This is a genomic window from Saccharopolyspora sp. 6V (assembly GCF_020176785.1).
In the GTDB taxonomy this organism is placed as follows: Bacteria; Actinomycetota; Actinomycetes; order Mycobacteriales; family Pseudonocardiaceae; genus Saccharopolyspora_C; species Saccharopolyspora_C gregorii.
The window spans coordinates 82,589-101,628 of the sequence record NZ_JAIUKB010000031.1 but is presented as its reverse complement, the minus strand read 5'-3'; the positions used below and the strand labels follow the sequence as shown (position 1 = coordinate 101,628).

The following is a 19,040-nucleotide window of genomic DNA, read 5'->3' as shown; positions in this document are numbered from 1 at the left end:
ACGCATTCGCTGGGAACGCCGCGCCGACATCCACGACAGCCTCCTCCAACTCACCACCTGCCTCATCCAACACCGACGCACCCAAACCTTCTGTTAGCAGTTCTTAGCCCGTTCCTCGGAACGCTGACGGTTCAACACGACGAACATCGCGGAGGTCGCCGCCATGACCAGCACCGAGCTGCGGCACCTGTCGTGGCGTGTATCCAGCTATACCGGTCCCTCGGGTCACTGCGTCGAGATCGCAACTCTGCCGTCGGGATCACGCGCAGTCCGCGACACGAAGGACCGCGATGGCGGCGTCCTCATCCTGGACGCCTCCGCATGGACGACGTTCCTCGCCCGCATCCAGCAGGGGAACTCGCTCGGATGACCGCGTACCCGAGCTCGAGAGGTACGCCGCAGGCAACCTCGCTGAGATCGATCGTCCCGGTGGATCACCGTGATCGTGTCGTCGCGATCGGCCGCGCTGTGCAGGGCTTCCAGGAAGGTGCGGTTCTGTATTCCGGAATGACAGCTCGGCCGTAGGACTACGACTCGTTTCGCCCCACGAGCCGCTGCGGGTTCTCCGGCATTCCGGCGGCGCTGTCGAAAGCTCGGAAAATGGATGGGGTGTCGGCTTCCGCGTCGACCTGTCGGCTCTGGCCGACGCGTCGGAGGGCGTGCAGGCGACGATCGAGGCGATGGGGCCCGGCGGCTTCCTTGGGCAACGCGGTGCTGCACCATCCCGAGATGGTCGGCGGCCTCGTAGGTGGCGCGGCGTTGACCGCAGTCAGCGCAGCAGGGGAAGTGGCCGGAGTCGCGCTCGACGCCACCGGGGCGGGAGCGGTGGCCGGTGTGCCGGTCGGCGGGGTGTCGACCGCGGGCATCGCCGCCGGTGTCGGCACGATGGGCGTCGCCATGGCTGGACTCGCGAGCGAAGCCGCCGGCGACGACAGCACCGAGGTCTTCTACACCGACGACGAAGCAGCTGAGGAGACGACGCAGGCAGCTCCGAACTGACCTGATCGCACCAACGCGCCGTCGAGTCCTACGAAAACCTCATCCGGGAGCACGAAGAGAAACTCGAGGCGTACCAAGCTGATCCCGACGCCTACGACGACAAGGGCTTCCTGAAGAACGCGCCGAACGACGAGATCCGCCAGAAGAGCATCGACAGCAGCGTCGGGCATCTGCACAAGGAGATCCAGACCTTCCGCGACTACATCGACAAGGTTTACCGAGGTGAGCAGTGAGCGAAGACGACTCGACCGTCTCCCTGGAGACGTTGCGCCAGGTGTTCAACGAAGCCCTGGACAACCTCGAGGAGCGCGTAGGGCACACCGTCGAATTCGACGAGGACTTCTTCTGGTCCATCCCCCGCGAAGCGCTCTACGACCCGCACGCCACACCTGATCCCGAACAGCTCACCCTCGGCCAGCTGACATCGTCATGGGACACGCTCAAACGGATGCGTGCGAACGGCGACTACATGAACGACCACACCCTGGTGTGGATCGCCGAAATCCTCCGGGCGCTCGGGCAGCGCGCTCGCTGAACGCGCTGCCCGGAGTCTTTTGGGGCGTTCGCTCCGGCCGCGGCAGTGGTCGGACGATGTGCCGGGTGTTGCCGTCAGAGGTGGCTCCACTGCTCCTGGCGTCGGTTGGGAGCTGGTAGCGTGGCGCGACACGCCTGGGGGTTCCCAGCCGATTCCCGGGCGTGTTGATCTCGGACGTGTAACTTGCCAGCTCCAGCAGGGGTGTTTCCCCTGATCGAGCAGGGTGGCATCGGCCCGCCAGGGCCGATGAGGATCGCAACCCATGCATCGAGCAGCGCGCCGAGCAGTTCGACCGGGTGGCATCGGCCCGCCAGGGCCGATGAGGATCGCAACCTCGGGGACTTGGCCGCGAACTCGGCGGACCTGCTGGTGGCATCGGCCCGCCAGGGCCGATGAGGATCGCAACGCGGTGCTGGCCGCGGAACTCGCCCGGCTGCGGCTGTGGCATCGGCCCGCCAGGGCCGATGAGGATCGCAACAGGACCGCGTCGTCGCCGACGATGACGGTGGAGCGGGTGGCATCGGCCCGCCAGGGCCGATGAGGATCGCAACTCTCGTGCAGCGCCCCAGTTACTGCCCGGTGCGATTGTGGCATCGGCCCGCCAGGGCCGATGAGGATCGCAACGACCAGGCTGCCCGCGCCGTGGTCGGGGCGGTGATGTGGCATCGGCCCGCCAGGGCCGATGAGGATCGCAACGACAAGTTCCACCGAGCATCGATCGACTGCCCGGCGAAGTGGCATCGGCCCGCCAGGGCCGATGAGGATCGCAACTCGTCGCCCACCGGTGGCTACGGGGCGATGCCGGTGGCGTGGCATCGGCCCGCCAGGGCCGATGAGGATCGCAACTTCATGCAGTCGTTGTGGGATCGCGCCCAAACGGCTGTGGCATCGGCCCGCCAGGGCCGATGAGGATCGCAACCAGACGTTGAAAATCATCGCCTTGTCGGTGTAGGTCGTGGCATCGGCCCGCCAGGGCCGATGAGGATCGCAACGCCGAGGGCTGCCCGGTGCTGTACCAGGAGTGATCGGGTGGCATCGGCCCGCCAGGGCCGATGAGGATCGCAACTCGGCTTTGGACAGCGGCCGAGTGATAGCGGGCGCGAGTGGCATCGGCCCGCCAGGGCCGATGAGGATCGCAACATTCAGGAGGAGGACTGGTTCTCGGTACTGACCTTGTGTGGCATCGGCCCGCCAAGGCCGATGAGGATCGCAACGTCTTGCCCAGCAGCCACGGCGCCAACCACGGCAGAGTGGCATCGGCCCGTCAGGGCCGATGAGGATCGCAACCACCAGGTCGATGACCCGGCGCGATCCGGGCTGATCCGTGGCATCGGCCCGCCAGGGCCGATGAGGATCGCAACCTCGGACTCGTGCTCTACCCCACTCTCGCCCAACTGCGGCATGCGGCCTGCGAGGGGCAGTGAGGATCGCAACGACGGCTGGCCCGGCACGAGTGGCCCGTGCGCCGAGCGTGCTATCGGCGCCCGCCAGGCCGATGCGGATAGCAACGTATGGACGCTTGGGCGGTGCCTGGTAGAGGCCAAGATGTAGAGCTTCGTTGACAGGTCGCACCTGCCCTCCTAGGGTTTCCGCTATAGTGGAAATATGGTCGAGGTAACGTGATCGAACTTATTGGTGAACGCCTGGCCTTGCCCTATTTTGATGTTGCGAATTGGCGAAAAGTGGGCTTGCTGGGGAAGTACCTCTTGCTGGAGTAGAGCTGTGCCAATAGTCGATTCCTGTTTGATAGGTTGGTGGCGATCCGGTGGAGTTTACGAGGAGAATCGCCGAATCTGTGCTTTTTTGTGATTCCGGTGTTGAACCGGAAGTGTTAGAGCCGCTTCCGATGGCAGCGTTGAGGAACGAAGCAACAGGCTCTCCCCTGTGCCATCAGGTTGCTGCGGTCGACAGTCGTGGCAGGGTGTCCGACAAGCTGCTGATCAGCTTCCTTGGCTGGCAGCCTGGCGACCGCCTGGTGATCCAACTTGCCGGGAGCCTGGTGGCTACGGCCCGTCGATGTGGCCGTTCTCCCGTTGTGCTGCGTTCGGACCGATACCTGAGATTGCCGGTGTCGGTGCGCGGCGCGTTGGGGTTGCGTGGCGGTGGTCGGGTTTTCATGGTCGCGGTGCCGCACGTTGATGCTGTGCTCGTTCACCACGTCTCCGTTCTTGATGACATGGTGACCGGTTACTACGAGTTGGATCAAACTTAGTGGCTCTGGAGTGGGAGGGGTTGTGGGTTTCTCGAGTTCGGGGTCCGCCGAGATCGGCGCGATTCGCACACTTCTCGCTGCCATGGATATCGACCCGTCCGGCTTGATCGGCGAAGCGGGTGCCGGGGACGAAAGGCCGACTTTCGCGGAATACCTACCGAAAGTCGAGAAGGCGGTGTCGGAGTCCAGTGCTCGCGTGTACGCGCCGTACTGGCGCCGGCTGATCCAGGCGTGGGGTGGGCGCAGGTTGGATGAGCCGAGCGCTTCCGAGATCAAACAGCTCGCGTGGCGGATGAAGGATGAGGCCGTCGCCCGAAGGAACACGCGCGGTGGGCGTAGTGCCGCGGAGCATTTCGTTGGTGCGGTGCGCTGCATCTACAGCCACGCGGAGTCCGATGGGTTGATCGATGAGGCGAAGAACCCGCTCGCCGGGTCGCCAAGCCTCGTCGCCTGCCGAGCACGCGTCGGGCCTTGCCGTCCAGCAGGATCGCGGAACTCAACGAGGTTGCCTCGACTACGGGGAACGACCCGGGCTTGGACGCGCTTCTGCTCCGGCTGCACATGGAGACGGCTTGTCGTCGTGGGGGAGCGTTGGCGGTTCGTCCGCGTGATCTGGATGTGGATCAGTGCTTGGTCTTGCTGCGGGAGAAGGGGGAGACCGTGCGTTGGCAGCCCGTGTCGCTGACGTTGATGCGAGCGCTGCAAGAGCATGCCCGGGCTCGGGGCGATGACGATCCCGACGGGCAGCTGTTGCGTTATGTCGGTGGTGCTCCGATTTCGCGGCGACGGTACGACCACCTGTGGCATCGGCTCGGCCGGCACCTGCCGTGGGTGGCCGCCCAGCAGATCACCACGCATTGGTTGCGGCACACCACGTTGACCTGGGTCGAGCGGCACTTCGGCTACGCGGTCGCGCGGGAATTCGCGGGGCACGCGATCGGCAGCGGCGACGGCGGCGCCACTGCGACCTACGTGCGCGCTGATCTCCACGAGGTGGCCGCGGCGTTGGCTGCGTTGACGGGAGAACCACATCCGCTGGCCGGGGCCCGGCGGTGAACTGAACCGGGAGCCGTGAGCAGACAGGTGCGCCTGCTCACGGCCGTACGGCCAGCCGGAACCCACCCGCTAAGGCACTGCGGTCATTGATCTCCTCCAGTGGTTTGTGCGAGTGGGTGCGGTTCTCCTGTGAGGGCGGCGAGCGCAGCGGCGGTTTCGTCGATTCCGGCTCGGATGTAGGTCGTGGTGGTGCCGTCCCCGCCGCTGTCGGTGTGTCCGGCGTACGCGCGGGCGACGGCGTAGCCGAAGTGGCGCTCCACCCAGGTGAGGGTGGTGTGGCGGAGCCAGTGGGTGCTGACCTGCTGGGTAGCGACCCAGGGCAGGTGGCGTCCGATGCGGGTCCAGAGGTGGTCGTAGCGACGGGTGGTGATGGGGTCGCCGTTGCGATAGCGCAGCAGCGGCCCGCCGGATGCGGCGGCACCGCGGTGTTCGGCGTGTTCCTGGAGTCCGCGCATCAACGTCGGTGAGACCGGTTGCCAACGGGCCGTGTCGCCTTTCTCCTTCAACAGCACCAGGCACTGCTGGGGATCCAGATCTCGTGCCGTGAGTGCGAGGGCTCCGCCACGGCGGCAGGCGGTTTCGGTGTGCAGGCGGATCAGGAGCGCGTCGAGCAGTGGGTCGTTTCCGGTGGTCGCTGCGATCTGGTTGATCTCGGTGAGTCCGGAATCGGGAAGGCCGCGTCGTGTGGTGGGCAGCCTTCTCGGCTTGGGGACTCGTTTGGCGGGGTTGTCGCCTTCGGCGATCCAACCGTCGGCGACGGCGTGGTTGTACACGCAACGCAGTGCGGCGATGAGGTGTTCGGCAGCGCCCCGGCCGCCGCGGGCGTTGCGGCGGGCGACCACGTGGGTCTTCACGTGCTCGGCCAGCTGCTTGATCTCCAACGCGGTCGGCTCGTCGAGCCGACGTTGGCCCCAGCGTTCGAGGACGCGGTTCCAGTACGAGCTGTAGACCCGTTTCGTGCCCGCCGAAACGGCTTGGGCGACTTTCGGGATGTAGTCGGCGAAGGTCGGTGCGATCTGCTCGGGCTCCGGGGCGGCGACCAAATCCTCCGGGGACAGACCCATGCGTGCGAGCACCAGGCGTGCCGCCTCCAGTTCGGCGTCCGATGCGTTCACGCGTGCTCACCCCCGAACATCCGGGCGTGGGGTTCGGTGAGCAGGGCGTCGATCACCGGCATCGTGTGCACCGCCAGTGCGTCGTGGCCGGGTTCGGCAGCGAGCAGTACCCGCTGCCCGGGCTGGAGTGCGCACCAGTGACGCACGGCCGCGGGCAACCGCAGATACCCCTGCGCGGTCAGGGAGAACACGCCGTCCTCGCGGCAGGCGACCATCACCGAGCCTTCGACCGCACGGATCTCCAGGCGTTGCCCGGCGGCCCAGCTCAGGGAGCGCAGCACTGACCGGTCCGAGACTCGTCCACGGCAATCCACCGATGCCACCGCACACATCCGGGGGACCCCACCAGGCGAGATGGCGAGTTCCGGCAGCGGCAGCTCCCGGCGAACTCGCCCGCCTATCGGCGTCGGCCCGGACGCCGAACTCCTCGGCGGGACCACACCCGGCATCGTCCGCTCACCCACGACGACCACCGCCACAGGCCGCCGAACAGCACAACAAGGCGGCAACGCCCGAAGCGCTTACCGCCTTGCCGACTACAACATATGATCCATATTGTGGTAGCGAATCCGCTACGCATGCGTGTCCGAGGGGGGACTTGAACCCCCACGCCCATTAATAGGGCACTAGCACCTCAAGCTAGCGCGTCTGCCATTCCGCCACTCGGACGCCTCAGTGCCGCCTATGGTTCTCGGCGGCTCCGTTCTGTTGTGACACTAGATTAGCTGATCGATTTCAGGGCTTGGGACCCACCCCCCTGTAGGGGTTCGGAGTGATAGAAAGGCCTGGTGAACGAGCACATGGAGACCGCTGCGGACGATCATGGCGCGGGCCTGCGGGTGGCCGAGGACGAGGTCGTCGAGCTGGCGAGCGAACTGATCCGGATCGATACGACGAACACGGGCGATCCGGCGACGCTCGCGGGTGAGCGGGTGGCCGCCGAGTACGTCGCGGGCAAGCTGGCGGAGGTCGGCTACGAGACGACCTACGTGGAGTCTGGGGACCACCCGGGTCGCGGGAACGTGATCGCGCGGCTGCCGGGGTCGGGCTCGGATCGGGGCGGGTTGCTGGTGCACGGGCACTTGGACGTGGTGCCCGCGGACGCCTCGGAGTGGTCGGTGCACCCGTTCTCGGGGGCGGTGCAGGACGGCTACGTGTGGGGCCGCGGCGCGGTCGACATGAAGGACATGCTGGCGATGAGCCTCGCCGTCGCCCGCCGCTTCAAGCGCGATGGAATCACTCCGAAGCGTGACATCGTGTTCGCGTTCCTCGCGGACGAGGAGGCCGGCGGGCTGCAGGGCGCGCAGTGGCTGGCGGATCACCGCCCGGAGCTGTTCGAGGGCTGCACCGAGGCGATCAGCGAGGTCGGTGGCTACTCGGTGACCTTCCAGGACGGGGTGCGCGCCTACCTGGTGCAGACCGCGGAGAAGGGCATCCGCTGGCTGAAGCTGCGGACCCGCGCGCGGGCCGGCCACGGGTCGATGGTGCACGAGGACAACGCGGTCACGCAGCTGGCCGAGGCGGTCGCGAAGCTGGGCCGGCACCGGTTCCCGCTGGTGCTCAACGATTCGGTGCGCGAGTTCCTCGACGGTGTCACCGAGCTCACCGGCTGGGACTTCCCGGCCGACGACCTGGACGGGTCGGTGGCGAAGCTGGGCAACCTGTCGCGGATCGTGGGGGCGACGCTGCGCGACACCGCGAACCCGACGATGCTCACCGCCGGCTACAAGCACAACGTGATCCCGTCGGTCGCCGAAGCCGCGGTGGACTGCCGGATCCTGCCGGGCCGCGAGGAGGCGTTCGACCGGGAGCTCGCCGAGCTGCTGGGCCCGGACGTCGAGCGGGAATGGGTGGGGCTGCCCCCGGTCGAGACGAAGTTCGAAGGCCGCCTGGTGGACAAGATGAGCTCCTCGCTGATCGCCGAGGACCCGGCGGCGAAGACGTTGCCCTACATGATGTCCGGGGGCACGGACGCGAAGTCCTTCAGCAGGCTCGGCATGAACTGCTACGGCTTCGCGCCGCTGCGGCTGCCCGCCGAACTCGACTTCAGCGCCCTGTTCCACGGCGTCGACGAGCGGGTCCCGGTGGAGGCGCTGCGGTTCGGCGTCCGCGTCCTCGACCGGTTCCTGCAGGAGGCGTGACACCACGCCGCCGCGGCCACCGGAACGCTCCGCTGGCCGCGGCGGCCTGGTCCGATGCCGGTCTGACGGACGCGGGATCAGGATGTTCGGCGTCCTCGCTGTCCGTTCGTGCGGTCCGGGACGGCTGCACCGGCGACCGCAGGCTTGCTTCGCGGCAGGGTCGCGGAGGGGTGTCATGCGCCGATCGGCAGCTCGGGATCGGATGGGACGCCGGTGCTGGAGGCCGTGTACTTCCACAGCTCGCGGGCGAGCTCCGGATCCCGGGCGGCTGTTGAGCGGCGGGCGGGCCCGGCGGGTCCGCGCGTCTCGAACGGTCCGGTGGGGCCCACGTAGTCGCCGCCGTGCACCGGTCCGGTGGCCGCGAGGAGCTGGGGTGCGATCCCGGCGGCTACCGGTTGGGACAGGAGCCGGTCCGGGAGCACGAGCAAGCGAGCTCGCCAGGTGCCACCGCGGGTGAGGCTGTTGTTGAGCAGTTCCGACGCGGTCAGCCCCGGGTGGGCGGCGACCGACAGCACCGGGTCCCCGGTCAGCCGCAACAGCCGATCGAGCTCTGCGGCGAACAGCAGGTTCGCGAGCTTCGAGGCCCCGTAGGCGAGCGTGGGCGAGTAGCGCCGACGGTCCCAGTGCGGATCGGTGAGGTCGAGTCCACCGGTGCGATGACCGAGGCTCGACGTCGTCACCACCCGGGAGGGCAGCTCGGGGGCGCCCGCTGCCCGCAGTGCCGGCATCAGCAGCCAGGTGAACGCGGCCGGGCCCAGGTGGTTGGTCCCGATCTGCAGCTCGAACCCGTCGCGGGTTCGGTCGTGGGGGCCCAGCGACACGGCGGCGTTGTTGATCAGTACGTCGACCCGGTCTCCGGTGCGTTCCCGGACCTCCGCGGCGGCTGTGCGGACCGAGGCCAGATCGGCCAGGTCGAGCAGGACGGTCTCGGCCGAACCCCGGCCCCTGAGCCCGTTCCGCACCTGGTCGACGGCCGCCGCGCCGCGTTCGGCGTCGCGGGCGGTCATCAGGACGCGGGCGCCGGCCCTGGCTAGCACACCGGACAGGGCGAGGCCGAGTCCGGACGTCGTGCCGGTGACGACGATGGTGCGCCCCGTGAGGTCGGGGGGTGGTTCGTGCGGCTGTGCCATGGGAGCTCCTGTGCGGATGAGCGGGTTTGCGTGCGCCGGCCGATGCGAGGGGAGGACGGTCGCGGGCCGCACCGACACCTTCGCTTCCGGGTCCGATGTTCCCGGCGGAGCAGGATCGCTCGCGGCGCTCCGGCATCATCGGCGGACAACTTGTGTGACGGCGTCACATGAGTGACTGTTCCCCGTTCAGGTGACACTGTCAAGTAGGGTTGTCCTCGTGACCCGGGCTCAGACCGCCGCCGCAACTCGGCGCACCCTCGTCCTCGCCGCGTCCGAACTGCTCGACGAGGGCGGGCCCGATGCCGTGACCCTCCGCGCGGTGGGGGCCAGAGCCGGGGTCTCGCGCGGTGCGCCCTACGGGCACTTCAAGAACAAGGAGCACCTGCTGGCCGAGCTCGCCATCGGAGCCTGGAACTCCCTGGCCGACGAAGTGGAAGGACTGCGGGCGGATCCGGGCGTCGAACCGGCCGCGCGACTCGAACGAGCCGTGCTGGCGCTCATCGAAGTCGCCCGCCGGACACCGCACCGGTACGCGCTGATGTTCAGCACGTCGGCAGGTACCCCGGTGGCCGCCGAGGCGGCGAGCCGCTTGGAGACCGAATACCTCGCCCTCGTCGCCGATATCGTCGGCGAACCGGACGCCCGCCGCTACGGCGCTCTGCTGATGTCGAGCGCGCACGGCATCGCAGGAATGGAGCTCAGCGGACATCTGGCGAAGGACGGCTGGCACGTCAGCGTGGAGCAGCTCGTGCGCATGCTGATCGACGGCGTCCGACCCGGCACCTGATCGTCCTCGAACACGGATTTCCGGCTCCCCGCCCCGATTCCAGCGGCACTCCGAGGGACTTCGGGAGGTGGCGTGATCGGGGAGAGAAGGTAGCAGCGGCGGTCGACGAACGCGGTCATCCGCGCTCCGCGCCGCAGCACGCCGCCCGGCGCCGCTCGTTCGTCTTGGCCGGCGCAGTGCTGCCGGGTTCGTCCGGGGAACGCGGAACGTGCGGCAGGATGTCGGGTTTGTGCCTGATCGGCGCATGCCGGTGGGGGACGTCGGCTGGGACGATCGTGGCATGGGTGGTCTCAGGTCCGACCCGAAGCTCGTCACCGTGCTGGGGCGCGCCTTCCGGTGCCTGGTGTGCGACCACGGGTTGTTCTGGTCCCGCCAGGTGAAGCTGAGCACCACCTCCGCCAGCTCCTTCGACCTGGTGTGGGGAAACCGGTCCGCCACCGGGCTGATCTGCGCGCGCTGCGGATACGTGCACGAGTTCGCCGGGCGGGAACGTCCCGCGCTGTGGAACGCGAAGGTGGGGTATCCGGAGGGCGCCGAGTCGTAGTCCGAAGTGGACGGAGCTAGTGATCGCCGTGCGGTCCTTCCGAGGCCTGCAACGCGCCGGGGCGCAACCGGTCGCGGCCCCAGCTGCGCTCCAGGTAGCCGATGATCCGCTCGACGTCCTCGGCGGGGACGCGCTCGGGTTCGCCGCGTTCGAGCGGGTCGACGTGGAAGATGTAGATGCGGGAGGCGAACTGGTCGAACGGCAGCGACGCCTCCCCGAACCGCTCGCCGTGACCGGTGGTGGAGACGACCACGCCGTCGCCCCAGTCCTGCCCGCTGTCGTTGTTGGGGTTGAAGAAGTACACCCGCACGACGCCCTGCGGATCCGGCCCGACCCGCAGGATGGTGATCGCGTGCCAGCCGATGTAGCGCGCCGCGCTGTCGGTGACGGCGATCCCGGCCGGCTGCGGGTGGATCAGCGGCCGCCCGCCGTTGTAGCCGGGGTGGTAGCCCGCGTGGAACTGGCGCAGGAACTCGTCCAGGTCCACCAGGTTCCCGGTCGCCACGTCGACGTTGATCCAGAAGCCGCGCGCGGCCCACCAGCCGTGGAACTCGGGGTTGACCCAGCGGTGCGGGTCCCCGGGCCGGTCCGCGCAGCGCCGTCCCATCTCGGCGTAGATCCGGTCGAGGTGCGGCACCACGACGAGCGACACCGGGTCCAGGTCGATCGGCATGGCCTTGGCGACTCCGCCCGCGCTGTCCTTCGAGGACAGCGGGCTGCCCTCGAAATGCATGATGATCTCGTCGTCCCGGGCCGCCCACACGACGAGCTGCAGCAGGTAGTCCGGGTCGTTGTAGGCCCACATCGACAGCGCGCGGGCCGACTGGCAGGTCGGGTTGTCGCCCTGCCCGACGCCGAGCGGCTGGCCCAGCATCGAGATCACCCCCGCTACCAGCCGCGCTTCCGGGCTCGGCTCGTCGCCGAAGACCGCGGTCAGGCGTTGCCGGGCGGTGGGGGAGAGCTCCAGGGAGAGCTGGCGCCACAGCGCGGGCACCACCGGGGCCTCGTGCAGCACGCCGCGGTCGAGCAGCAGCGCGAGCCCGTAGACGCACTGCGCGGTCTGCGGGTGCACCGCCTCCTCGACCAGCCGGCGCACCACGTCGCGGTAGCGCATCAGGCACGTGCGGCCGATGTCGGACAGGCCCAGCGCCTCCGCGACGAGGTAGTCGTTGTCGCCGAGCAGGAACCGCAGCAGTTCGGCGTGGTACGGCGAGACCAGCCCGGTGTCGTGCATCGCCCGCGCGAACCCGCTGGCCTCGTACTGCAGGCCGCTGGTGTCCATCGCCTCCAGCCGCTCGCGGAACGCGGGGATCCCCGGATCGTCCCGGCACGCCTCGGTCGTGCCGAACAGGCTGGTGATCAGCCGGTCCAGGCCCTGCCCGGAGGTGGAGCCGAAGTCGACGTCCGGGTCGCTGCGGTAGACGGAGATCCGGGTGATCAGCGACTGCACCTGCTCGACCTGGATCGGCCGCTGGCGCAGGATCCGCCAGATCTCGTCGACGAGTTCGCCGAGCACGCTGTCGTAGCCGATGCCGTCGGCGAGGTACTGGAACAGGTCGCGGATCAGCTGCGCGTTGCGCCCCTGCCGGGCGCGCTCCGCTTCGTTGGGCGGGGTGAACAGCAGATCCAGGTTCATCGCCAGCACCTGGGAGAGGAACTGGTGGGCGTCGTCGGCGGAGAACGCGGGGTGGGCGTACTCGCCGCGCGCGATCGCGAGCAGCCGCAGCTCGCTGGTCGCCTCCAGCACCAGCGTGTCCGCGTTCTCGCAGCGGAGGCCGGGCCCGGCCAGCGCCGGGATGAGGATGGCGGGGGAGGCCCAGTCGGTGCCGTCGAACAACCCCGCCTCGTCCAGCGCCTGCGCACGGGCCTGGACCGCCGCCGCGCCGCCCGGTTGCCGGAGCACCCGCCGCAGCGCCTCCAGCACCCGGCGCAGCTTCGCCGGCTTCCCGAAGTCGCGGGTCCCGGACAGGGCGCGGACGGCGTCGTCGAGCGAGCCGACGCGCCGGTCCAGCGTCGTCGGCGCACCCTCGGCGTCGGCGGTCGGTTCCACGGGTCTCTCCCTGCGAGGCCTCCCGCGTGCGCGGAGACCTCAGACGTAGAAGTCGAGCTCTTCCTGCTGCTTCAACAGGTCTCGCATCCGGTGCGGGTCGTCACCGAAGAAGTACACCAGGCCCCAGTGGTTGCCGAACGCGGTCCGCTTGGTCACGGTCGCCTCCGGCGGGGCCGTCAGATCGTGGGACTCATAGTAGTCGTCGTCCTCGGTCTCCTCGGGCAGTTGCAGTTCGCTGACGACCCGTCGGCGCGGGTACACCCCGAAGCACCCGGCGACGCCGGTGGCGTCCACGACCTCGCGCGGGAAGAAGCCGTCGATCTCCTCCTCGGTCGTCTTCGGGTCGAAGGCCAGCGCCAGGCCCTGGTAGGCGTTGAACCCGTAGGCCCGCTCCAGCAGCTCGAAGACCCGGAAGCCCGGGGGCCGGTAGGCGACCTCGCCGAAGTACATCTCGCCGTCGCTGGTGACGAAGTACTCGGGGTGCACGAAGCCGAATTCGATGTCGAACGCCTTGATCAGCTTCTCCACCTGTTCGGTGATCTGCGGCCGGAACCGCTCCAGCGCCGGCGTCGCCGGGACGAACACGGAGTACCCGAGCGTGACGTACTCGGAGATGTTCAGGAATTTGATCTTCCCGTGGTGGATCCACGCCTCGACGGCGAACTCCCAGCCGTCCAGGTGCGATTCCATCAGGACGGGGAACTCCTCGTCCGGGATGGCGTCGATCTCGTCCGGGGTGCGGATCACCCGGTGCCCGAGGCAGCCCGCCTTGTCGAAGGCCTTGATGTGGATCGGGTCGTTCGGGTCGCCGTCGAGCTTGAGCAGCGTCTGGTTGACCCGCTTGAGGAACCGGATCACGTCGTCCCGGTCGTGCGCCTCCTCGAAGATCCCCACCCGGATGCCGCCGAGCTGGGCGCGGCGCTTCATCAACGCCTTGTCCCGCAACAACATCGCCTGGCCGAGCAGCCGCGGGTTGTCCAGCAGCACCGAGTTGATCGCCCCGGCCCACTCCACGGTCTCCTCGAACAGCGGGATGGCCACGTCGACGCCGCGGTCCTGCAGCAGCTCGGCGATCTCCATCGAGCGGTCGTTGAGCCGTTCGAAGTTCCAGCGCAGGTATGGGATGTCGTGTTCGGCGCAGTACTCCTCCGCCCAGTCCGGTGCGACGACCACGTACCTCCGGTCGAACCGGTCGAGGGCTTCCACCGCGTTGAGGCTCCAGCCGAGGAGCGCTACGCAGCCCTTGTTCGGGTCCTTGGTGGCAGATTCGGGCTTCGGCATGGACCGTCCCTCCATCTGGGCTCGTCGAGTTTCCCGACGTGGCACAACGGTAGTCCCGAATTCCGCGCCGCCGAACCGGCGAACGTGTCCCGGTGCGGGGCCGTCCGGCGGATCGGGGTGCGGCGTGCGGCGGAATGCGGAGTGGTCCGCGCCGGGAACCGGGCTTCGGCGCCGGGACGCGGGGGCCGCAGCGGCGGGGTCGGCCACCGCGGGTCGCGCCGGTCGATCGTCCGGCGCGGATCCCGGCGGACGGCGGGTGCTCGGCGGCGGCCGGAGGGGTGCCGGGATCGCGCAGGCCTTCGCGGTCGCGGGCGCCCGGACCTCGGTGTCGCCGGGAGCGCCGGTCCGGCCGGGCGCGGTCGGCCGACGGGCTGGGCGCGCGGGGTGAACTCGCGCGGGCGAGCCGGGACGCGGGGCCGCTGCTTCGCGGTTCCGGGTTCCCCCGGCTCCGCGGGCGCGCTAGCATCAGTTCCTGAACGTTCGGTCGGTTAATCGGTTGAGGAGGGTCGATGGGGCACGCGGCAGAGCTGTTGCGCAGCTACGTCTCCGGGGAGTGGCGCGCGGCGGCGGACGAGGGCGCTCCGCTGCACGACGCCTCCACCGGGGAGGAGGTCGCGCGGATCTCCTCGGCCGGGATCGACTTCGCCGCCGCGCTGCGGTACGGCCGCGAGGTCGGCGGTCCCGCGCTGCGGCGGCTGACCTTCCACCAGCGCGCCGCGCTGCTCAAGGCGCTCGCCTCGCACCTGCGCGAGCACCGGGATGAGCTCTACGCGCTGTCCGCGAAGACCGGCGCCACGCTCGGCGACTCGAAGTTCGACGTCGACGGCGGCATCGGCGTGCTGTTCGCATACGGCTCGAAGGGCAAGCGCGAACTGCCCAACGACACCATCCACGTCGACGGCGCCGTCGAGCCGCTGAGCAAGGGCGGCACGTTCCTGGCCCAGCACATCGCCACCCCGCTGCGCGGGGTCGCCGTGCAGATCAACGCCTTCAACTTCCCCGTCTGGGGCCCGCTGGAGAAGTTCGCCCCCGCGTTCCTCGCCGGGGTGCCGAGCCTGGTCAAGCCCGCCAGCCAGACGGCGTACCTGACGGCGCGGCTGGTCGAGCTGATCGTCGAATCGGGCATCCTGCCGGAGGGTTCGCTGCAGTTCGTCGCGGGCAGCGCCGGAGACCTGCTGGACCACGTGACCGCGCAGGACCTGGTGTCGTTCACCGGCTCGGCCGCGACGGCGCAGAAGCTGCGCGCCCACCCGGCGATCGTGCGGAACTCGGTGCGGTTCAACGCCGAAGCCGACTCGCTGAACTGCTCGATCCTCGGGCCCGACGCGGTCCCGGGCACCGCGGAGTTCGACCTGTTCGTCAAGCAGCTCACCACCGAGATGACGGTCAAGGCCGGGCAGAAGTGCACCGCGATCCGCCGCGCGTTCGTGCCTGCCGAGCTGGTCGACGAGGTCGCCGCGGCGGCCTCCGAGCGGCTGGCGAAGGTGACCGTCGGCGCTCCCGAGGCCGACGGGGTCCGGATGGGGGCGCTGGCGAGCCTGGAGCAGCGCGAAGAGGTCCGCCGCTCGCTGAAGGCGCTGCTGGCGGCCGGCTCGGTGGTGTTCGGCGACCCCGAGCACGTCGACGTCGTCGGCGCGGACGCCGAACGCGGCGCGTTCCTCTCGCCGGTGCTGCTGCGCGCCGACCCGGAACGGCCCGAGCCGCACGAGGTCGAGGCGTTCGGGCCGGTCTCGACGCTGCTGCCCTACACCTCCGCCGCACAGGTCGTCGAGCTGGCGGCCCGCGGCGGCGGCAGCCTCGTGGGTTCCGTCGTCTCCGCCGACCCGGACTTCGTGCGCGAGGTCGTGCTCGGCGTCGCACCGTTCCACGGTCGCCTGCTGGTGCTCGACGCCGCCGATGCGGAGGAATCCACCGGGCACGGCTCGCCGATGCCGCAGCTCGTGCACGGCGGCCCGGGGCGCGCGGGCGGCGGGGAGGAGCTGGGCGGCATCCGCGGCGTGCTGCACCACATGCAGCGCACCGCCGTGCAGGGCTCGCCCGCCGCGCTCAGCGGGATCACCGGGCGCTGGGTCCCAGGCGCCCCGCGGCGCGAGGCCGAGGCCCACCCCTTCCGGAAGTCGTTGACGCAGCTGGAGATCGGCGACACCGTCGTCGCCGGGCCGCGCGCCGTCACCCGCGCCGACATCGACCACTTCGCCGAGTTCACCGGCGACACCTTCTACGCCCACACCGACCCGGAAGCGGCCGCGGCCAACCCGCTGTTCGGCGGGATCGTCGCGCACGGCTACCTGGTGGTCTCGTTCGCCGCGGGCCTGTTCGTCTCGCCGGAACCCGGCCCGGTCCTGGCGAACTACGGGCTGGAGAACCTGCGCTTCCTGACGCCGGTGCAGGCGGACGACGAGCTGACCGTGACGTTGACGGCCAAGCAGATCACCCCGCGCGTCGACCAGGACTACGGCGAGGTCCGGTGGGACGCCGACGTCACCAACCAGAACGGCGAGTCCGTCGCGAAGTACGACGTGCTGACCCTCGTCGCGAAGGAGGACCGATGACCGCCACGCTCCCCGAGACCGAACTCGAATCCCACTTCGAGCGGACCATCGAACGCGATCAGCGGATCGAACCGCGCGACTGGACACCCGAGGGCTACCGCAAGACGATGGTCCGCCAGATCGCCCAGCACGCGCACTCCGAGATCATCGGCATGCAGCCCGAGGGGAACTGGATCACGCGGGCGCCCTCGTTGCGGCGCAAGGCGATCCTGCTGGCGAAGGTGCAGGACGAGGCCGGGCACGGGCTGTACCTGTACTCGGCGGCGGAAACCCTCGGCGTGGACCGGGCGGACCTCACCGAGAAGCTGATCTCGGGCCGCCAGAAGTACTCGTCGATCTTCAACTACCCGACGCTGACGTTCGCCGACGTCGGGGTGATCGGCTGGCTCGTCGACGGCGCCGCGATCTGCAACCAGGTGCCGCTGTGCCGGAGTTCCTACGGCCCCTACGCGCGGGCGATGGTGCGGATCTGCAAGGAGGAGTCCTTCCACCAGCGCCAGGGCTACGAGCTGCTCATGACGATGATGCGGGGCACCGGGCAGCAGCGGGAGATGGTGCAGGAGGCCGTCGACCGCTGGTGGTGGCCGTCGCTGATGATGTTCGGCCCGCCGGACGCCGACTCGCCGAACACCGCCCAGTCGATGGCGTGGAAGGTCAAGCGGCACACCAACGACGAGCTGCGGCAGCGCTTCGTCGACATGTCCGTGCCGCAGGCCGACGCCCTCGGCGTCACCTTCCCGGACCCGGACCTGGCGTGGAACGCCGACCGCGGGCACTACGACTTCGGCGCCGTCGACTGGGCCGAGTTCAAGAACGTGCTGCAGGGCAACGGCCCGTGCAACGCGCAGCGCATCGCCCGCAGGCGCCGCGCCCACGACGAAGGCGCCTGGGTCCGCGAGGCCGCGGCCGCGCACGCGGCGAAGAACCAGGAGGCGACGGCATGAGCGACTCGAACCCCGCCGGTGCCCGGCACGACTGGCCGCTGTACGAGGTGTTCGTCCGCGGCAAGCGCGGGCTGAACCACGTGCACGTCGGCTCGCTGCACGCCGCCGACGACCAGATGGCGCTGCACCACGCCCGCGACCTCTACACGCGCCGCAACGAGGGCGTGTCGATCTGGGTGGTGCGCGCCTCGGCCATCGCCGCCTCCTCGCCCGACGAGAAGGACCCGTTCTTCGCGCCCAGCGGCGACAAGGTGTACCGGCACCCGACGTTCTACGACATCCCCGAGTCCGTCCCGCACATGTGAGGCACCGATGTCCTTCGACAACGCCTACGAAGCCCTCACCGAGGAGGGCGACGCCCGCTGGGCGTTCGGCACCGGCTTCGAGGACCCGCTGTCCGGAGTGGACACCACCGTCCCGGGCGGCGTGGACGACGCCGCGCTCGCCGCGTACTGCCTGATGCTCGGCGACGACGCGCTGGTCCTCTCGCACCGGTTGCAGGAGTGGTGCACCCGGGCGCCCGAGCTGGAGGACGAGGTGGCGATCGCGAACATCGGCCTCGACCTGCTGGGCCAGGCGCGGCTGCTCCTCGCCCGCGCCGGGAAGGCGGAGGGCCGGGGGCGGGGTGAGGACGACTACGCGTTCTCCCGCGCCGAGCACGAGTTCCGCAACGTCCGGCTCGTCGAGCTGGAACGCGGCGACTTCGGCGAACTGGTCGCCCGGCTGCTGGTGTTCGCCACCTGGCGGCTCGCGCTGCTGCAGCGGCTCACCGGCTCCCGCGACCCGGTGCTGGCCGCGATCGCCGACAAGGGCGTCAAGGAGGTCACCTACCATCGCGACTACGCCGCGCAGTGGGTGGTGCGCCTCGGCGACGGCACCGAGCACTCCCACCAGCGCGTCACCGCTGGGCTCGCGGCGGTGTGGCCGTACGTGGCCGAGCTGTTCACCACCCATCCCGTGGAGGAGGCGCTCGCCGCGGACGGCGTCGGCGTCGACCCGGCCGGGCTGCGCGCCGAGTTCGACGCGGTGCTGGCGCAGGTGTTCGCCGCCGCGACGCTGGCCGAGCCGGACGCGGCACCGATCGCCGGGGTCTCGAACCGGACCGGCCGCGACGGCGTGCACACCGAAGCGATGGGATTCCTGCTGGCCGAGCTGCAGAGCGTGGCCCGGGCGATGCCGGGGGCGACGTGGTGACCGGCCTGCGGCAGGACGCGCGCACCGTCGCCGCGGCGGTGGTGGACCCGGAGCTGCCGATGCTCACCCTCGCCGACCTCGGCGTGCTGCGCGAGGTGTCGGAGTCCGGCGGCCGGGTCGTCGTCACGATCACGCCGACCTACTCGGGGTGCCCGGCGATGGACACCATGCGCGACGACCTGGAGCACGCGCTGCGCGGCGCCGGATACCGCGAGGTGGAGATCCGCACCGTGCTCACCCCGGCCTGGAGCAGCGACTGGATCAGCGCGGACGGGCGCCGCAAGCTCGCCGAAGCGGGCGTCGCCCCGCCCGGCACCGGGCCGCGGCCGGCGGCCGGGCCGATCCCGCTGACCCTCGGCCCCACCGTGCGGCGGGTGTCCTGCCCGCGGTGCGGTTCGCCCGACACCGTCGAGGTGTCCCGGTTCGCCGCGACCGCGTGCAAGGCGCTGCGCCGCTGCCGCTCCTGCGCCGAACCGTTCGAGCACGTGAAGGAGATCTGA

The 19,040-nt window shown here is 69.8% G+C and carries 18 protein-coding genes, 1 tRNA gene and 1 CRISPR repeat array; of the genes, 13 read left to right on the top strand and 6 right to left on the bottom strand.

Annotated features, from left to right (window positions below; all coding sequences use genetic code 11):
* Positions 1-163: 163 nt before the first annotated feature.
* From LCD35_RS07435 to LCD35_RS30415, 5 genes are all read left to right on the top strand, one after another.
* Complete coding sequence (locus LCD35_RS07435) at positions 164-370, top strand: DUF397 domain-containing protein (protein WP_224966463.1); 207 nt, start codon at positions 164-166, stop codon at positions 368-370.
* A 389-nt stretch (positions 371-759) separates the two neighbouring features.
* The gene (locus LCD35_RS07430) at positions 760-999 is read left to right on the top strand and encodes a hypothetical protein (protein WP_225043946.1); all 240 of its coding nucleotides are present in this window, start codon (positions 760-762) and stop codon (positions 997-999) included.
* A gap of 229 nt (positions 1,000-1,228) precedes the next feature.
* The gene (locus LCD35_RS07425; RefSeq protein ID WP_225043945.1) at positions 1,229-1,534 is read left to right on the top strand and encodes a hypothetical protein; all 306 of its coding nucleotides are present in this window, start codon (positions 1,229-1,231) and stop codon (positions 1,532-1,534) included.
* Positions 1,535-1,757: 223 nt separating this feature from the next.
* Positions 1,758-2,968: direct repeats of the CRISPR family, unit length 37 nt; unit sequence GTGGCATCGGCCCGCCAGGGCCGATGAGGATCGCAAC.
* A 487-nt stretch (positions 2,969-3,455) separates the two neighbouring features.
* Positions 3,456-3,746: a hypothetical protein gene (locus tag LCD35_RS07420; protein WP_225043944.1), complete on the top strand. Its 291-nt coding sequence runs from the start codon at positions 3,456-3,458 to the stop codon at positions 3,744-3,746.
* 471 nt (positions 3,747-4,217) lie between these two features.
* Complete coding sequence (locus LCD35_RS30415; RefSeq protein WP_308016895.1) at positions 4,218-4,802, top strand: site-specific integrase; 585 nt, start codon at positions 4,218-4,220, stop codon at positions 4,800-4,802.
* A gap of 83 nt (positions 4,803-4,885) precedes the next feature.
* Here LCD35_RS30415 and LCD35_RS07410 read toward each other — a convergent pair whose 3' ends face one another.
* From LCD35_RS07410 to LCD35_RS07400, 3 genes are all read right to left on the bottom strand, one after another.
* Positions 4,886-5,866 carry a site-specific integrase gene (locus LCD35_RS07410; RefSeq protein ID WP_225043947.1) on the bottom strand — a complete coding sequence of 327 codons (981 nt, stop codon included), beginning with the start codon at positions 5,864-5,866 and terminating at the stop codon, positions 4,886-4,888.
* 47 nt (positions 5,867-5,913) lie between these two features.
* Positions 5,914-6,198 (bottom strand): AbrB/MazE/SpoVT family DNA-binding domain-containing protein, encoded by a 285-nt coding sequence (locus tag LCD35_RS07405; RefSeq protein ID WP_225043943.1) that lies wholly within the window; start codon positions 6,196-6,198, stop codon positions 5,914-5,916.
* A gap of 302 nt (positions 6,199-6,500) precedes the next feature.
* A tRNA-Leu gene (locus LCD35_RS07400) sits at positions 6,501-6,586 on the bottom strand.
* A gap of 131 nt (positions 6,587-6,717) precedes the next feature.
* Between LCD35_RS07400 and LCD35_RS07395 the strand changes: the two genes are divergently transcribed.
* The gene (locus LCD35_RS07395; RefSeq protein ID WP_224955785.1) at positions 6,718-8,058 is read left to right on the top strand and encodes a M20/M25/M40 family metallo-hydrolase; all 1,341 of its coding nucleotides are present in this window, start codon (positions 6,718-6,720) and stop codon (positions 8,056-8,058) included.
* Positions 8,059-8,231: 173 nt separating this feature from the next.
* Here the strand turns inward: LCD35_RS07395 and LCD35_RS07390 are convergent, their stop codons facing one another.
* Positions 8,232-9,188 carry an SDR family NAD(P)-dependent oxidoreductase gene (locus tag LCD35_RS07390; protein ID WP_224955767.1) on the bottom strand — a complete coding sequence of 319 codons (957 nt, stop codon included), beginning with the start codon at positions 9,186-9,188 and terminating at the stop codon, positions 8,232-8,234.
* 217 nt (positions 9,189-9,405) lie between these two features.
* On the opposite strand from LCD35_RS07390, the gene LCD35_RS07385 reads away from it, so the two are divergent.
* Positions 9,406-9,975, top strand: coding sequence for a TetR/AcrR family transcriptional regulator (locus tag LCD35_RS07385; protein ID WP_224955766.1), 570 nt, complete (start codon positions 9,406-9,408; stop codon positions 9,973-9,975).
* A gap of 280 nt (positions 9,976-10,255) precedes the next feature.
* Entirely contained in the window at positions 10,256-10,519 is a 264-nt protein-coding gene (locus tag LCD35_RS07380; protein WP_224955765.1) for a hypothetical protein, read from the top strand.
* 16 nt (positions 10,520-10,535) lie between these two features.
* Here the strand turns inward: LCD35_RS07380 and LCD35_RS07375 are convergent, their stop codons facing one another.
* Positions 10,536-12,569: a hypothetical protein gene (locus LCD35_RS07375; protein ID WP_224977688.1), complete on the bottom strand. Its 2,034-nt coding sequence runs from the start codon at positions 12,567-12,569 to the stop codon at positions 10,536-10,538.
* A gap of 39 nt (positions 12,570-12,608) precedes the next feature.
* Positions 12,609-13,850: an acetyl-CoA carboxylase biotin carboxylase subunit family protein gene (locus tag LCD35_RS07370; protein WP_225043942.1), complete on the bottom strand. Its 1,242-nt coding sequence runs from the start codon at positions 13,848-13,850 to the stop codon at positions 12,609-12,611.
* 509 nt (positions 13,851-14,359) lie between these two features.
* Between LCD35_RS07370 and paaZ the strand changes: the two genes are divergently transcribed.
* From paaZ to paaD, 5 genes are read left to right on the top strand one after another with little or no spacing between them, the layout of a single operon-like run.
* Entirely contained in the window at positions 14,360-16,402 is a 2,043-nt protein-coding gene (gene paaZ / locus LCD35_RS07365) for a phenylacetic acid degradation bifunctional protein PaaZ (protein ID WP_225043941.1), read from the top strand.
* Complete coding sequence (paaA, locus tag LCD35_RS07360; RefSeq protein WP_224955761.1) at positions 16,399-17,346, top strand: 1,2-phenylacetyl-CoA epoxidase subunit PaaA; 948 nt, start codon at positions 16,399-16,401, stop codon at positions 17,344-17,346. The genes paaZ and paaA overlap by 4 nt, the downstream gene beginning before the upstream one ends.
* A complete protein-coding gene (gene paaB / locus LCD35_RS07355; RefSeq protein WP_224955760.1) occupies positions 17,343-17,651 on the top strand; it encodes a 1,2-phenylacetyl-CoA epoxidase subunit PaaB in 309 nt (102 codons plus the stop codon). The genes paaA and paaB overlap by 4 nt, the downstream gene beginning before the upstream one ends.
* A 7-nt stretch (positions 17,652-17,658) precedes the next feature.
* Positions 17,659-18,540 carry a 1,2-phenylacetyl-CoA epoxidase subunit PaaC gene (gene paaC, locus LCD35_RS07350; protein ID WP_224955759.1) on the top strand — a complete coding sequence of 294 codons (882 nt, stop codon included), beginning with the start codon at positions 17,659-17,661 and terminating at the stop codon, positions 18,538-18,540.
* The gene (gene paaD / locus LCD35_RS07345) at positions 18,534-19,040 is read left to right on the top strand and encodes a 1,2-phenylacetyl-CoA epoxidase subunit PaaD (protein WP_224955758.1); all 507 of its coding nucleotides are present in this window, start codon (positions 18,534-18,536) and stop codon (positions 19,038-19,040) included. Before paaC ends, paaD begins: the two co-directional genes overlap by 7 nt.

Bases quoted from the DNA above. Each gene is read 5' to 3' on its own strand.
- paaB (WP_224955760.1), top strand. From the start codon at position 17,343: ATGAGCGACTCGAACCCCGCCGGTGCCCGGCACGACTGGCCGCTGTAC.
- paaC (WP_224955759.1), top strand. From the start codon at position 17,659: ATGTCCTTCGACAACGCCTACGAAGCCCTCACCGAGGAGGGCGACGCC.
- LCD35_RS07435 (WP_224966463.1), top strand. From the start codon at position 164: ATGACCAGCACCGAGCTGCGGCACCTGTCGTGGCGTGTATCCAGCTAT.
- paaA (WP_224955761.1), top strand. From the start codon at position 16,399: ATGACCGCCACGCTCCCCGAGACCGAACTCGAATCCCACTTCGAGCGG.
- paaZ (WP_225043941.1), top strand. From the start codon at position 14,360: ATGGGGCACGCGGCAGAGCTGTTGCGCAGCTACGTCTCCGGGGAGTGG.
- LCD35_RS07370 (WP_225043942.1), bottom strand. From the start codon at position 13,850: ATGCCGAAGCCCGAATCTGCCACCAAGGACCCGAACAAGGGCTGCGTA.
- LCD35_RS07395 (WP_224955785.1), top strand. From the start codon at position 6,718: ATGGAGACCGCTGCGGACGATCATGGCGCGGGCCTGCGGGTGGCCGAG.
- LCD35_RS07390 (WP_224955767.1), bottom strand. From the start codon at position 9,188: ATGGCACAGCCGCACGAACCACCCCCCGACCTCACGGGGCGCACCATC.
- LCD35_RS07380 (WP_224955765.1), top strand. From the start codon at position 10,256: ATGGGTGGTCTCAGGTCCGACCCGAAGCTCGTCACCGTGCTGGGGCGC.
- LCD35_RS07410 (WP_225043947.1), bottom strand. From the start codon at position 5,866: ATGGGTCTGTCCCCGGAGGATTTGGTCGCCGCCCCGGAGCCCGAGCAG.